This is a genomic window from Halomonas sp. JS92-SW72 (assembly GCF_003547075.1).
Taxonomy (GTDB): Bacteria; Pseudomonadota; Gammaproteobacteria; order Pseudomonadales; family Halomonadaceae; genus Halomonas; species Halomonas alkalicola.
This window is the reverse complement of sequence record NZ_CP032147.1, coordinates 1-13,573: the sequence shown is the minus strand read 5'-3', so window position 1 is coordinate 13,573 and position 13,573 is coordinate 1. Positions and strand designations below refer to the sequence as shown.

The 13,573-nt window shown below is 63.9% G+C and carries 12 protein-coding genes and 1 pseudogene; 8 read left to right on the top strand and 5 right to left on the bottom strand.

Translation table 11 applies throughout. From position 1 onward, the window contains the following. Positions 1-42: 42 nt before the first annotated feature. From D1793_RS00070 to D1793_RS00060, 3 genes are all read right to left on the bottom strand, one after another. Positions 43-2,181, bottom strand: coding sequence for a YjbH domain-containing protein (locus D1793_RS00070; protein WP_119020334.1), 2,139 nt, complete (start codon positions 2,179-2,181; stop codon positions 43-45). Beyond that, positions 2,178-2,831 (bottom strand): capsule biosynthesis GfcC family protein, encoded by a 654-nt coding sequence (locus tag D1793_RS00065; protein ID WP_162899865.1) that lies wholly within the window; start codon positions 2,829-2,831, stop codon positions 2,178-2,180. Before D1793_RS00065 ends, D1793_RS00070 begins: the two co-directional genes overlap by 4 nt. Before the next feature lie 173 nt (positions 2,832-3,004). After that, positions 3,005-3,640: a YjbF family lipoprotein gene (locus tag D1793_RS00060; protein WP_162899864.1), complete on the bottom strand. Its 636-nt coding sequence runs from the start codon at positions 3,638-3,640 to the stop codon at positions 3,005-3,007. Between the two features lie 76 nt (positions 3,641-3,716). Between D1793_RS00060 and D1793_RS19300 the strand changes: the two genes are divergently transcribed. The 5 genes from D1793_RS19300 to D1793_RS00035 all read left to right on the top strand — a co-directional run bounded on the left by D1793_RS19300 (position 3,717) and on the right by D1793_RS00035 (position 9,712). Further along, positions 3,717-4,061 carry a hypothetical protein gene (locus D1793_RS19300; protein ID WP_162899863.1) on the top strand — a complete coding sequence of 115 codons (345 nt, stop codon included), beginning with the start codon at positions 3,717-3,719 and terminating at the stop codon, positions 4,059-4,061. A gap of 493 nt (positions 4,062-4,554) precedes the next feature. Continuing rightward, the gene (locus D1793_RS00050; protein ID WP_119020331.1) at positions 4,555-5,670 is read left to right on the top strand and encodes a polysaccharide export protein; all 1,116 of its coding nucleotides are present in this window, start codon (positions 4,555-4,557) and stop codon (positions 5,668-5,670) included. Continuing rightward, the gene (locus tag D1793_RS00045; RefSeq protein ID WP_119020330.1) at positions 5,670-6,101 is read left to right on the top strand and encodes a low molecular weight protein-tyrosine-phosphatase; all 432 of its coding nucleotides are present in this window, start codon (positions 5,670-5,672) and stop codon (positions 6,099-6,101) included. The genes D1793_RS00050 and D1793_RS00045 overlap by 1 nt, the downstream gene beginning before the upstream one ends. A gap of 29 nt (positions 6,102-6,130) precedes the next feature. Next, positions 6,131-8,350, top strand: a complete 2,220-nt coding sequence (locus D1793_RS00040) for a polysaccharide biosynthesis tyrosine autokinase (protein ID WP_119020329.1) — start codon at positions 6,131-6,133, stop codon at positions 8,348-8,350. 252 nt (positions 8,351-8,602) lie between these two features. Next, positions 8,603-9,712 (top strand): Wzz/FepE/Etk N-terminal domain-containing protein, encoded by a 1,110-nt coding sequence (locus D1793_RS00035; protein WP_162899862.1) that lies wholly within the window; start codon positions 8,603-8,605, stop codon positions 9,710-9,712. On the opposite strand, the gene D1793_RS00030 is transcribed toward D1793_RS00035, so the two are convergent. Further along, a complete protein-coding gene (locus tag D1793_RS00030) occupies positions 9,709-10,089 on the bottom strand; it encodes a hypothetical protein (protein ID WP_119020327.1) in 381 nt (126 codons plus the stop codon). The two genes, D1793_RS00035 and D1793_RS00030, sit on opposite strands and share 4 nt — an antisense overlap. Before the next feature lie 103 nt (positions 10,090-10,192). On the opposite strand from D1793_RS00030, the gene D1793_RS00025 reads away from it, so the two are divergent. Genes D1793_RS00025 through D1793_RS00015 form a run of 3 tightly spaced genes read left to right on the top strand, consistent with a single transcriptional unit; the run spans position 10,193 to position 12,130 of the window. Further along, the gene (locus tag D1793_RS00025) at positions 10,193-10,501 is read left to right on the top strand and encodes a nucleotidyltransferase domain-containing protein (protein ID WP_119020326.1); all 309 of its coding nucleotides are present in this window, start codon (positions 10,193-10,195) and stop codon (positions 10,499-10,501) included. A 58-nt stretch (positions 10,502-10,559) separates the two neighbouring features. Beyond that, positions 10,560-11,294 carry a HipA family kinase gene (locus tag D1793_RS00020; protein ID WP_205527599.1) on the top strand — a complete coding sequence of 245 codons (735 nt, stop codon included), beginning with the start codon at positions 10,560-10,562 and terminating at the stop codon, positions 11,292-11,294. After that, entirely contained in the window at positions 11,291-12,130 is an 840-nt protein-coding gene (locus D1793_RS00015) for a DUF3037 domain-containing protein (protein ID WP_119023508.1), read from the top strand. The genes D1793_RS00020 and D1793_RS00015 overlap by 4 nt, the downstream gene beginning before the upstream one ends. A 512-nt stretch (positions 12,131-12,642) precedes the next feature. On the opposite strand, the pseudogene D1793_RS00005 reads toward D1793_RS00015, so the two are convergent. Further along, a pseudogene (locus D1793_RS00005) lies at positions 12,643-13,509 on the bottom strand (IS30 family transposase); the annotation flags it as partial. Positions 13,510-13,573 lie beyond the last annotated feature (64 nt).

The window sequence follows — 13,573 nt, the reverse complement described above, 5'->3', positions numbered from 1 at the left end:
CGAAGGCCTCCCTGCCACGCCTATTAGACCCTGACGCCCTCCTCAGTCCCAGGTCCTGGGATACGCCTCCCAATACCCCTCGAGCCGCCGCTCTTTGGTCAGCTCGTAGAGCGAGTAACGACGGCCCAGCATAGCGCCTCCGTCTCGGGTCAGCGGCTGCCAGGCGATGGCGGCCCGGTCACGGCTGGAGCGGGTGAAGAAGGCATCCAGCGGCATCGAGAGGTAGAGTCCCTTGTCGAAGCCGCCCTCGCCGAAGTCGTCACCGGCGTCGGTCCAGGTGCCCCAGGCGCCGATGCGCACGCCGGAGTCGAACTCCCGTGACAGGTCCAGGGTGCCGCCAACATCCCCGGCCAGGTAGCGGCCGACGCTGACCTTGGCCAGCACGTCCTCGATGCCGGTCTCCACGTAGGCGCTGAGATGCCCCGTCCAGGTATCGTAGTCACGCAGGCCGAAGCCCTGGTTGAAGTCGCGCTGGCGCACCCAGTTGAGATCGGCACCAAAGGCGATCGGCGAATCGAAGGGGCGGTAGAGCAGCTCGCCGCCGGTGCCGGCGAACATCATCTCCAGCAGGCCGCCGTAGCCCATGGCGTACCAGCTGCCGCCCAGGTGGGCGGTGCGGGTGTACTGCAGGTTCTCGATGCCGACGCTGGACTCGCTCAGGTAGTCGCCGATGAAGGTGCGCACTCGTGGTAGCCGCGACTCGGCGATGTACTCGTAGTTGTCCAGGTTGTCGAGCAGCGTGGCGGTCAGCTGCCCCGAGAGCCAGCCGTTGGCATCGGTGCGGTACTCCGCGCCCAGCGCCGCCATCAGGCGGTAGAGGTAGCCGTCCGGGCCGCCGAAGTTCTGGTCAAGGCGCGGCCCCAGGTTCCACTGGAAGCGCCGCGGGTCGGCGATATGCAGCGCCTCTCCGCGCTGGTCGCTGCCCGGCTCGAGCCGCGCATGAGCATAGATGCCGTGGCGATGGGGCATCTCGGCCTCCGTTGAGCGTGCCGCCGCTACGAAGGCTGCCCGGTCGTGGACATCCTCGCGCAGCGCCATGCCGCGCTCCTCCCAGCGGAAGCGGAAAGTCTCGACCTCGGGGCCCGCCTGGGTATGGAGGATCCGCCCGGCGCGCCCCTCGCTCTGGGTAAGGTGGCGAAAGGTCACCGGCTCTGCCGTCACGCGCAGGTCGCGGCCCTCCTGGCGGATGCTCGTCACGCGCATTCCGGCGTTGCGCTCGAGCTCGTCGGCCACCTCGGCCCAGCTCTCGCGGGGCGGGGCGTCGAGAGGCATAGGCGGCGGGTCGTTCTTCACCTGACGCAGCCCGGCCAGGTCGATGTGGTAGCTCACCCCGGCCATGGCGGTATTGCCGCGCTGCCACCCGGCCTGAAGCTCAAGGTTCTCGGTGAGCGCCAGGCGTGCGCCCAGGTTCAGGCGGCTGTCGCGCACCTGGTCGTTGTCCCGTGGCTCGTTGGCATAGTCGTTGCCCTCGAGTTCCAGCTGCAGCACCAACGGCTGCCAGGGGGTCTGCCACTCCACGCCGCCGAACAGTGCCATCGGGCCCCGGAACAGCGCATCCAGGGCGAATTCGCCGCCCTGATCGCCGCCGGCCCTGAGGGGGCGCTCGTCAAAACGCGCGTCGATCCAGCCGAAGGGAGTGCTGACGTCGCTGTGGTTGCCCAGATAGCCCCAGCCCAGCCCCAGGGTGAAGTCCAGGTCATGCCAGCGCTTGCTGGCCGCCAGGTACTCGGCGCCGAACAGGGTGGTGCCGCCCACGTCTCGAAAGCCCACCGCCAGCTGTGGCCAGTAGCGGGTCTCTTGGAGCAGGCGCAGCTTCATGTCGAAGCCCTTGTCGAGGTAGGCCCGCTGGCCGGCGATGGATTCCCCGAACAGGCGGTTCTCCACCTCCACGTAGCGAAAGCCTCCCTCGAACCACTCGGTGGGCTGGAAGAAGACGTTGTAGCGCCGGTAGGGCTGGGTGCGACTCCAGCTCACGCTCATGGTTCCCTCCGGTGCCATCCGCGCCGTGGGGGTCTGCATCAGCCCGACCCCGCCGAAATCGCTCTGGCCGGTGCCGACCTGGCCGGCGAGGCCCTCAGCGAGGGCCGGTGCCGCCGCTGTGGCAAGCAGTAGGGCGCACGGAGTCAGACCCTTGAGTCGATGGTGGGGTCTGGCCCCAAAGGGGGCTTTAGCTTCGCTCATCCCTGTTCCCCCACACCCTGCAATCTGCACTCATCTCCCGGCAGCCGTGTCGCCAGGTACGCCGGCAGGCGCTGATTGATCAGCTCGCTTTCGACCCCAGTGCCAGGAAAGGGTAAAGCGCCGGGAAAGGGCAGGGCCCCGCGCAGGCCCTGAGCCTCAGGCAGCAGCACCATCACCCGGCTGCCCGGAGCCAGCGGGGCGGCCTCGCGGTTCCAGGCGGCGATGCCGAGCCGGTGGACCCGGCCGAACGGGTCAATCACCGCGGCATGATCGGCGCGGCGCACGGAGGTCCTGGGCAGTTCGCCTATCAGTGCGCGCAGATCGAGCCCAGGCCGCCACGGCCGGCGTTCCACCCCGGCATGGGTCCACACCTCTACCCAATCGGGCACCTGGCAGGTTCCCCAGTGGACCAGGGAGGCCAGCGGCGGGTCTTGGCGCAGGTTGGCGCCAAGCCAGGGCAGGTCGAAGCGCCCCGGGGTGCGGGCCTTCATCGGCTCGTCGGCGTCCAGTGCCTCGGCCCAGCGGGCCAGACCCGCAGCCAGGGGAGCGTTGCCGGCTACCCGGGCGCTGATCACCAGGGTGGCGAGTTCCTCCACCAGTCGCGCGCGCTGAGCGGGCAGACCATCCGCCGTCTGCTGACGAAGGGCCACGCTATAGCTCCAGGCGATGGGTCTATCCTCGGCTTCGAGCACCGACAGCCATGCCTCGGCCAGACTTCCGGGTGCCGCGGGCGATTGGGCCATCACCGGGGTGGGCGCGATGGCCAGTGCCGCCAGCCCGGCCGTAAGTCCAGCTCCCAACCACTGTCGAAGGCGCGTGAACCTTACCACCATGGCCGGGCGACCTCCCATGCGATTCGCGGCCCGCCGGGCCAGGCTGTCTCGGCCACGGCCCACAGGCGTCGAGATTCCGGCTCGCGCCAGAGGGTGGCAGTGGTCACCTGGCCGTCGTCCCAGGTGAGATGCTGCTCGCAGCGCTCAAGCCCCAGGCTTGCAAGCGCGAGTTCGCGGGGCTCGGGTGCCAGGCACTCCAGCCGCCCTTCGGCCGAGAGGCGAGCCACTGTTCCCTCGGTTTCCTGCCAACTGCGTTCCATGCGGAAGGTCTCCGGCGCTGTCTCCCGCCAGGGCACATAGCTCGATGTTGATGCGTCGCCCCCAGCGGGCCAGTAGCGGGTGTCGAGCAGATCCCGGGGCAGCCCGGCGGTGGCCTGAAGCCCGTCCTGATGCAGGGTGATCAGGCCGCGGTTTCCGGTGGGCCACAGGGAGGTGTCCCCGGCCTGGGCGCCCATAACCACCAGTCCGCGGCGATCGCCGGCATCCAGCACCAGGCTGGCATAGGGTAGGGCTGCGGCCTGCTCGGCGGCTGGATCATCGCCTGGCAGCAGGCCCTGCAGGGCCTCTCCTAGAGGAGAGGCCCCACCGCTGGCGCAGCCGGCCAGCAGAGGAGCGACAAACAGCAAAGAAGCGCGGCGTATACGTGAAAGAGCCGCCCGAGGGCGGCTCTTGCGCGTGGCCGGCAGTGAGATATCTGGCGGCATGCGTAGTTTCCGGTCAGTTGGTACCTGTGGTGCCAGTAGTGCCACCGGGCCCACCGGCGCCGCCATTACCGCTACCGCCACTGGAACTGGCGGCCACACCGACGCCAACTGCCGCGGCCACACCGATCCCCACCAGAGCGGTGGTCGAGAGGCCGGTGGCGGCGGCCAGGCCCGCCAGCCCACCGGTCGCAGCGGCGCCACCAGCCGCAGCGCCGCCCGCGGCGGCACCACCAGCTGCGGTACCCGCGCCTGCTCCGGAGCCGGCAGCGCCGGCACCTGCCGCTGGGGCTTGTGCGGTCGTGGTAGTAGTAGTGGCTGCACCCGCTTCCGTGCCTTGGGCTAAGGCGAAGGGGGAAGCCAGCAGGCTGGCAATGGCGGCAATGGCGAAGGTCTGCTTGATCATGGGCGACTCCTTGTCGATGAGCGAGGTGGCACGAGACGGTGCTTGTTGCGGATGGTAATGCCTGAAGGATGACATTGGTAGTACGCACTGAATGACTTCACTAATGTTTTAATTCCTGTTGTCAGTAAGTAGTACTTCCCTTGTAGGCAATGGCTGACCCTTGTAGGAGATTGCTGACAATTGTCACGAATTGACGAAACGGTCTAGTTTCCCTTCTGGGCGGCATGCTAGCATCCGGCCGCCTGATGGTTATCCTCCTGTAACACCAAGGGTTCTAACTTCCCTGCCATCTGCTCGAACAATTCGACTGTCTTGCCCGTCGCCACGTCGTCGGGCCTTTTGCCGGCCTCAGGGATGCGCCATTGTCACCCTGGGGCGGTAGCGTGCCTTCCCCGCTCTCGCGACCTCCTCTACTCGACGGGCATCTCACCTCATGCGTCATCTGTCTTCTTTTCGCCTGCTGCTGCCCCTGGTGGCCGCGCTCTGGCTCTCCGGCTGCGCCCTGGCCCCGGGCGGCCATATGGACTACCGCACCGAGACCGCCCCGCTGGATGACCTGGTGGACATCGAGCCCATCACGCCGGGACTGGTGGCCACCTTGAGGAACGACGGGAGCCAGGCCGCCGCCATGCCGGCATCGCTGCGCGCCGAGATCGACGCCTGGACCTACCGCATCGGGCCGGGCGATGTGCTCAGTATCATCGTCTATGACCACCCGGAGCTCACCATCCCCGCCGGGGCTGAACGCAGCGCCGCCGAGGCCGGTAATCAGGTGCGCAACGACGGCACCATCTTCTATCCCTTCATCGGGCGCGTGCCGGTGGCCGGCAAGACGCTGGACGAAGTGCGTGAGCTGATTACCCGGCGCCTGGCCGCCTATATCTTCGAGCCCCAGGTGGACGTGGGTATTGCCGCCTTCCGCTCCCAGAAAGTGCTGGTCAGCGGTGCAGTGGAGCAGCCCGGCAGTCTGCCGGTGACCAGCGTGCCGCTGACGCTCGCCGATGCCATCGGGCAGGTAGGCGGTGCCCGGGACAACGCGAACTGGCATGAGGTGATCCTGACCCGCGACGGCGAGGAGCAGCGCCTCTCGCTCTATGCCCTGCTGCGCCAGGGGGACCAGACCCAGAACCGCCTGCTGCGCGACGGCGACGTGCTCCACGTGCCCAGCGCGGAGAACCAGGCGGTGGCGGTAATGGGGCAGGTTCGAACTCCCGGTAACATCGCGTTGGGCAATGAACGCCTCTCGCTGACCGACGCCCTGGCCCGCGCCGGCGGCGTTAACGAGGAGACCGCCCAGCCCTCTGGCATCTTCGTGATCCGCGGCCAGGGGGAGGGCAGCGACAAGCTCGCCACCGTCTATCAGCTGGATATCCGTAACGCCACCGCCTTTACCTTGGGTAGCCACTTCCCGCTGCAGCCCCAGGACGTGGTCTACGTCACCACCGCCCCGCTGGCGCGCTGGAACCGCGTGATCAGCCTGCTGCTGCCCTCGATCCGCCTGCCGGGCTTCGCGGGGGAGAGCCTCTCCGACGCCAGGGACATCAACTGATGTTCAATCGCATCCTCGTCGTTTGTATCGGTAACATCTGCCGCAGCCCGGTGGCCGAGGCGATGCTGCGCAGCGCGCTGCCGGGCAGGCAGTTGAGCTCCGCCGGCCTGGGCGCCCTTGTTGGCCAGGGGGTCGAGCCTAACGCTCGCGAGTTAGCCGAAGCGGAGGGCCTCGACGTCTCGGGCCACCAGGCCCGTCAGCTTACCCCTGAGATGCTCAGTGACGCTGACCTGATCCTCGTCATGAGCCATGGCCAGCGTCGCGCCATCGGCGAACTCGCCCCGCAGGCGCTTGGCAAGACGATGCTGCTGGGCAAATGGCTACCAGACGAGCCGGAGATCCCCGACCCCTATCGCAAGAGCCGGGAGGCCTTCGAGCACGTGCATGGCCTGCTCGGTAATGCCACTAACGCCTGGGCAGCCAGGCTATAGCAGCCAAGATATTGTGGACCACAAGCCCCATGACAGAACCTTCCCGCCAGTCCGTGCCGAGTGCCTCCGCCCCTGCAGACGATGAAATCGACCTCGGTCATCTCTTCGGCCTGCTGCTCGACCACAAGTGGCTGATCATCGCCATCACCTTTATGTTCGCCGTGGCCGGGGCGGGCTATGCACTGATCGCCACACCCGTGTACCAGGCCGACGCGCTGGTTCAGGTGGGGCGACGCTCCTCGATCAGCCCTCTGGGGGACCTCGGCAGCATTTTCGGCGAGGATACCGACAGTCGCACCTCAGCCGAGGTGCAGATCCTGCGTTCGCGTATGGTGCTGGGCCAGGTGGTGGATCGCCTGGAGCTGGATACCATGGTGACCCCTGCCGCGCTGCCGCTGCTGGGCGATGCGCTGCGCCGTCGTGGCATCGAGCGCCCCGGTATGATGGAAGGGCGCGCGGCGGTGTGGGCCGGCGAGTACCTGGAGGTAGGTCGCTTCGAAGTCGCTGATGCGCTGCGAGGCGAGTCGCTGACGGTTGAATCCCTCGGGGACGGCCGCTACCGCCTGCTGATGGCGGGCAGGGAGCTGGGGGTAGGTAGCGTGGGTGAGCTGAAGCGTTTCGGCAACGGCGAGATCGAGCTACGCGTCGCGGAGCTCACGGCCCCCGCCGGTGCCAGGTTCACCCTCATCAAGCGTACCCGCGCGGCGGCCATTCGCAGCCTGGCAGATCGCCTGCGGGTCAGCGAAGTGGGGGGAGGGCGCAGTGCCAGCACCGGCATGCTTAGCCTGACCCTCACCGGGACCGATACCACCGAGATCAAGCGTGCCCTGGATACCGTGGTTGAGGTGTTCCTGCTGCAGAACGTCGAGCGACAGTCCGCCGAGGCAGAGCAGAGCCTGGCCTTCCTCGAGGAGCAGGCGCCGGAGCTGCGCAGCCAGCTCGCCGCTGCCGAGGACCGGCTCAACGCCTACCGCGTCGACATGGACAGCGTCGACCTCTCAAGCGAATCCCGCGCCGCCATTGAGCAGTTTATCGAGATCGAGCGTCAGCTCAACGAGCTGGAGTTCCAGGAGGCCGAGCTCGCCCAGCGCTTCACCCGGGATCACCCCAGCTATCAGGCGCTATCACGCCAGAAGCGCTACCTGCAGGAGGAGCGTGCCCAGCTCAACCAGAGGGTCAACCAGCTGCCCGCCGCCCAGCAGGAGGTGGTGCGCCTGACCCGCGATGTGGAGGTAACGCAGGCCATCTACGTCAATGTGCTCAACAAGGTTCAGGAGCTGCAGGTCGCCAAGGCTGGCACTGTGGGCAACGTGCGTATCATCGACGATGCCCTGATCGGCCCCGGGCCCATCGAGCCCAGGAAGCCGCTGATCGTGGTGCTGGCGACCCTGCTAGGGGGCATGCTGTCGGTGGGCATCGTGCTGGTACGCGGCTTGCTGCGCCGCGGGGTGGAATCGCCCGACCAGCTCGAGCAGGTTGGCCTTGCCGTTTACGCCACGGTGCCGCTGTCGGAGTCCCAGCAGAAGCTCGTCAAGCGGATCAAGCGCCGCCGCGAGCGGAAAGGCAGTGCCGTGGTCGCCGGGGTGCTGGCCGATAAGGCGCCGGCGGATACCGCCGTGGAGGCCCTGCGTGGCCTGCGCACCAGCCTGCACTTCGCCATGCTCGAGGCTCCGGATCAGCGACTGATGATCACCGGCCCGAGCCCCGGCATCGGCAAGAGCTTCGTCTCCGTGAACCTGGCAGCAGTCTGTGCCCAGCTGGGTCAGAGGGTGCTGGTGGTGGATGCCGACATGCGCAAGGGGCATATCCACCATGCCTTCGGCGGCAAGGGGGAGCAGGGCCTCTCCGAGCTGTTGTCCGGCAAGGCCGAGCTGGACCAGGTGCTCCGCGAAGGCAAGGTGGCGGGGCTATCCTATATGGCACGTGGCATGATCCCACCCAACCCCTCCGAGCTGCTGGCCGGCGAGCGCTTCAGCCGTTTCCTGGCCCAGGCCGAGGAGCACTTCGATCTGGTGATCGTCGATACCCCGCCGGTGCTGGCCGTTACCGATGCGGCCATTGTCGGGCGCCAGTGCGGTACCACGCTGATGGTGGTGCGCCACGGGGTCAACCCGGTGAAGGAGGTTCAGATCGCTCACCGCCGACTGGAAAATGGCGGGGTGCTTTCCCGAGGCGTGATCCTCAATGCCATGGAGCGCCGGGCAGCCACCAGCTACGGCTATGGGTATTATCAGTATTCCTATAAGTAACGCTTTAGTGCTAGCTAAGATGACGCAAAAGGACGTCAATCAAACTTAGCGAATGTGTGCTTTATCGCGTAGGATAGGCGCCGGAAAAATGGGCGCATGGTGCTGCTTGGCGTATCATGGTGCCCTTCACGCCGATTGCTGCAGGGATGGAGTCATGCCCGGACACAACTCCCGGGCGGTAGCGTGCCTGAACGCCCAGCCCCAGCCGGCCATGACAACACGCCAGAGCGCAGAGCACAGGAACCTTCCGGGATGAGCCCAACAGAACAACCTACCACGGCCTATGACGACGAGATCGACCTGCGCGACCTGGCGCTGATGCTGGTCGAGGGCTGGTATTGGATCGTCGGTGCCGTGGTGGTGGCAGTGGTGGCGGCCTTCGCCTACCTGGCGGTGACTACCCCGACCTACGAGACTCGCTTCCGGGCCGTGCCTGCCTCGAGTGCCAACTTTGCCGGGTTCAACCTGTTCAATGACTTCTCCATCGAGCCGGAGGACGCCTATCGTGCTCTGGGAAACAGGCTCTCGAGCTTTCAGAACTTCGAGCGCTTTGCCGAGAGCAACCGCGAGGTGTTCGTCATGGGGGAGGGCGCCGATCTTGGCCGCCTTTTCAATGGTCGGTTCAGCGTGAGTGGGCTCACCGCAGAGCGTGACGGGTCAATGGCCCTGAGCGTTCAGTACCGCTATCCCGAAGGTGAGCGTGGGGCGGAGGTACTGAACACCTATATCAGCGATACGGCAGAGCAGGTGTGGAACACCCTGCGCAGCCGCTTCGATGACTTCAACCGCGCTCAGATCACTCGACTGGAATCGACGCTCGAACTGCAGAAGGAGTCCCTGCAGGCCGAACGTGAAGAACAACTCTTCCTGCTGGAGCAGGCGATCAGCGTGGCGCGCCGCCTGGACATTGACAAGCCGACCACACCCCAGCAGTTTGGCCGCCAGCCCAGCGGCACCGAGGTGATCTACGCCAATATCAGCGGCGATGGCTCGCTGCCACTCTACTTCATGGGCTACGAAGCGCTGGAAGCCGACCGAGACGTCTTGCGTGATGCGCTCGACCAAGGCCTCAGCAACAGCGCGATTCGTACCACCAATCAGCAGCTGCTGCAGCGACAGCGGATCATGGAACAGCTTGCCGGCAGTCGCCTCCAGGGCGTCGACGAAGGCGTCGAGCCCAACCACACCGAGCGGGTGGTGGACGTAGTCGAGTACGCCTTCCCGCCGGCCGGTCCCAGCGAGCCGCGCCGCGCGCTGATCTTGGCGCTTTCCCTGGTGCTCGGCGGTATGCTCGGCGTGATGCTGGTATTCCTCTCGCGCTTTGCAGTAAGCCTGAGAAGTTACCGGAAGGCCAAAGGCTAGACACGAGCCTCCTCCACGCCGGGATAGAAGTCACCGGCGTGGTCCTCGAACTCGTCGGTACGACGGATATAGCGTTCGAAGGTGCGCTGGTCCCGATGGCCGCTGATGCGCTTGATGGCCACGTCCGGTTTGCCTTGGCGATGCGCTTCGGCGATGAAGTTGGCGATAACGAACTCATCCGCCGGCAGCAGGCCACCCGCCCGCTGGTAGACACGCAGGTCGGAGCGCATACCGCGCAGGGTGTTCTTCGACACGCTGGCAGCGATCAGCCGCCGGGCATCGACGGAAAGATGCTTGATCGCCTGTGGCAGCCGCTCGAGCTCTACCACCGCCTCGTTGGTTTCGGCTAGCTCTCCGGTTCGAATATCACGGGTCATGGCACTGCCCCTGGGATTGTCGGGCTGGATTGTGCTGGATAGATAGCCAGTGTAGTTGCAGGGAGGGCAACCGCCATGACCAACCATCACGACACGGGCGATCATGCGACTGAATCAGCGCGAAATTGACGCCATCAAGGCCGTGGTTATTGAAATCTGTGGTGATAGGGCCGTCGTCCGGCTCTTTGGCTCCCGCCTCGATGACTCAGCCAAGGGCGGCGATATCGACCTCATGGTGGAACTCGATGAAGCGGTAGACCACCCTGCGCGCTTGTCGGCCTGGCTCAGCGTCAAGGTCATGCGCGCCACGCAGGGCCGCAAGGTGGATGTGATACTGGCGGCACCGAACCTCGAAGAACTGCCGATTCACCGTATCGGTCGGGAACAGGGGGTAATACTGTCTCATGAGTAAAATCATGATGAGCGATTTGCCTTTCTGCGTAACGCCAGCAGTCAAGAGGCTGTGCTAGGTGCCGGTTGAAATCGTTGAGGTGATGCGTCGATCCACTCAAGGCATGACCCGACCCTATATTTGTCGTGGTGATGATGGTCATGTCTACTTCGTGAAAGGAGTAGGCGCGGGACGGCGTAGTCAGCTATGCGAGTGGATCGCCGGCTCGCTTGCGCTGGAAATCGGTCTTCCGGTGGCACCTTTCGAGATCGTGCATGTCCCCGATGAGCTGATAGAGCTCGAGGCTGGTCTGGATCTTGGCGACCTGGGGATCGGGCCCGCCTTTGCCTCGCGGGAATGCGGCGTATCGGAGCTGAGCTTCAGCCGAGTGAAGGATGTGCCGAGCGAGCTGCAGCAGCAGGTGCTGGCTTTCGACTGGTGGATTCACAACGCAGACCGCATACTGACAGCCAGGGGTGGCAATCCGAACCTGTTCTGGGATGAGGGGGCCGGTGAACTGGTAGTGATCGACCACAACCAAGCCTTTGATCAGGCCTTCGATCCGCATGACTTTCTAGCGCACCATGTGTTCCGCGCCCAGGCGGCTACGATTCATCATGACTGGTTACGCCGGCATGAGCTGGCCGATGCCATGATCGCGGCGCTGCAGCACTGGGACAGCATACTCGAACAGGTTCCCGAAGAGTGGTGGTACCTCGACGAGGAGCTAATCACCCGAGTCGATTTTGATCATGAAGCGATTCGCCAAGGGCTAGCCCAGGTGAATCGCGACGAATTCTGGGGGTGGCGATGAAGCGCATAGCGTGCCAGTACGTGATTGTACGTTTCATGCCCTATGTGGAAACTGGTGAGTTCGCCAACGTCGGCGTGGTGATGATCTCTCCGCGCGACCGCTATTTCGGGTTCAAGTTAGAAACTCGGCGCTATGCACGGCTAACAAGCTTCTTCAAAGATCTGGAGGGGCGGCTGTATCGCTCTGCCATTTATGCCGTTAAGCAAGAGCTGGAGCGCGTTCAAGCACTACTCAAGGACACTGGGTTTGAACAGCGCTTCAAGCACAACGACGAGGCATTCGCCAAGCAACTTTTTACGGAGCTCACTCGCCCTCGCGAAACGATGCTGCGTTTCAGCGAACCACGGGTAGTGTTGGCCGAAGAGCCTGAAAAGAAACTGGATGAGCTGTTTGGTTATTATGTCGAGCATAGCTTTGCGACCAAGCAATATCGCGAAACCGTGCTGGAAAGCCAGCTTCGTCGACTACTTTACCAGGCAAAGCTCGGGGAGCGTTTTACTCCTGAGAAATTGGGCGATGCCGAGTATCACGTTAGCTTCCCCTTCGTTGAAAAGCAGCAGGCTGAGGTGGTGTGCGCCATTAAGCCGCTTAACCTAGGGCAGCAGGACTCTAGCCACATCGTCGAACATGGTGGCAAGTGGCAGTTTCGGATCAATGAGCTCAAACGACGTCACCGCTTGCCCCGGCGTGTGCTCTTTGCCGTAGAAGGTCCCGATGATGATAGCCAGCGGGGCGAGGCCTACCACCATGCCGTAGCGTTGCTGCAGCAGACCGGGGTCAGTGTCCTGCCGATGGCGCATAAGGATGCCGTGCTAGAGTTTGCCAAGGCAGAGTAAGTGCGTTTTGCATCGGTAGTCAGTATGGCGTACAAAGTTACTTATGTAGAAGCACTGTGCGATTACCGGTTGCGTGTAGTCTTTGCAGATGGCTCCAGTGGTGTTGTTTCGCTCAAGGACAGGTTGTTCGGTCCAGTGTTCGAGCCACTAAGAGATCCAGCTTTATTTTTTCTGGTAACCATCGATGAATTTGGGGTTGTCTGTTGGCCCAACGGTGCAGACCTAGCACCTGATGCACTTTATAAGCAGATAGAGAAGGCTGCATAAGGTCTTAGCGGGTTGGCAGCCTCCCATTATCGCTAATGTTGTCTAAAATCAAGCACTTGGCAAAGCTGCCAAAACCATGAAATCGCGTTTTCGGCACTATTGCCGTGGGTTCCGTGAAACGCGATTTTCGGCAGAATTTCCGATTCGGGCCCTCAAGTGGCCGGCGGGATAGGGTAGTAAAACGGCAAAATTGGGCTCTTCGTTGTTGGGTGTGGCATTCACCCCCTGAGCTGGGCCACTTGTGCTCAACCGGTCAATGCAACGGTGGTTGATAAGACTTCGGCAGGTGTCTTGTAGCCCAGCGTTTTCCTGGGGCGCTCGTTCAGCCGCGCAGCCACCTGATCAAGGTCTTGCTGAGTGAACGTGGACAGGTCCATACTCTTTGGGTAGTACTGTCTCAGCAAGCGGTTGGTATTCTCGTTGGTTCCCCGCTGCCATGGGCTCTGAGGGTCGCAGAAATAGACTTGATTATCGGTCGCAACAGTGAAGTCTTTGTGTGCCGCCAGCTCGGTGCCCCGATCCCATGTCAGAGATCCTCTCAGAGCAGCCGGCAGCCGCTGGGCCTCTCTTACCAAGCCAGCGATCACACTGGTCGTATCCTTGCCCTCCACTTGAACTAGCATGGTGAAGCGAGAGTGACGCTCGACCAGCGTAGCAATATGAGAGTTTCTGGCACCGGTGATCAAATCACCTTCCCAGTGCCCCGGAATCGCCCGATCCTCCACCTCTGGAGGACGTTCCCGGATGGACACCGCATCCCTGATCTTCCCGCGCGGCTGACTCGTAGCAAGCTTGGAGCGGCGCATCATGCGCTTAGAACGCAGATGCTGGATCAATTCCTTCTTCAGTACTCCGCACTCTTGGATGTAAAGGCTGCGGTAAATCGTCTCATGTGACACCTGCATGCGCCGGTCTCTCGGGAAACGGAGTTTCAGCCAGCCCGAGATCTGCTCAGGAGACCACTGTAGCGCAAGCTTTTCCGCCACGAGCTGCCGCAGTTCGGGGACGGTTGCCAGATGGCACACCTTGGGGCGTTTGGCCTGCTCCCATGCAGCCTCATCAGCAGTACTGGCCCGATACCGGTCGCGTCCTCCATGGCGAGCGACTTCCCGGCCAGGGAAAACGCATGAAAAACCGCTCTACGACGGGCTTCGCAGCGCTTTACCAGTAGGAGCT

Excerpts from the sequence above, each read along its gene's own strand:
- D1793_RS00070 (WP_119020334.1), bottom strand. The coding sequence starts at position 2,181 with ATGAGCGAAGCTAAAGCCCCCTTTGGGGCCAGACCCCACCATCGACTC.
- D1793_RS00045 (WP_119020330.1), top strand. The coding sequence starts at position 5,670 with ATGTTCAATCGCATCCTCGTCGTTTGTATCGGTAACATCTGCCGCAGC.
- D1793_RS00015 (WP_119023508.1), top strand. The coding sequence starts at position 11,291 with ATGAAGCGCATAGCGTGCCAGTACGTGATTGTACGTTTCATGCCCTAT.
- D1793_RS00035 (WP_162899862.1), top strand. The coding sequence starts at position 8,603 with ATGAGCCCAACAGAACAACCTACCACGGCCTATGACGACGAGATCGAC.
- D1793_RS19300 (WP_162899863.1), top strand. The coding sequence starts at position 3,717 with ATGCGTAGTTTCCGGTCAGTTGGTACCTGTGGTGCCAGTAGTGCCACC.
- D1793_RS00040 (WP_119020329.1), top strand. The coding sequence starts at position 6,131 with ATGACAGAACCTTCCCGCCAGTCCGTGCCGAGTGCCTCCGCCCCTGCA.
- D1793_RS00050 (WP_119020331.1), top strand. The coding sequence starts at position 4,555 with ATGCGTCATCTGTCTTCTTTTCGCCTGCTGCTGCCCCTGGTGGCCGCG.
- D1793_RS00025 (WP_119020326.1), top strand. The coding sequence starts at position 10,193 with ATGCGACTGAATCAGCGCGAAATTGACGCCATCAAGGCCGTGGTTATT.
- D1793_RS00030 (WP_119020327.1), bottom strand. The coding sequence starts at position 10,089 with ATGACCCGTGATATTCGAACCGGAGAGCTAGCCGAAACCAACGAGGCG.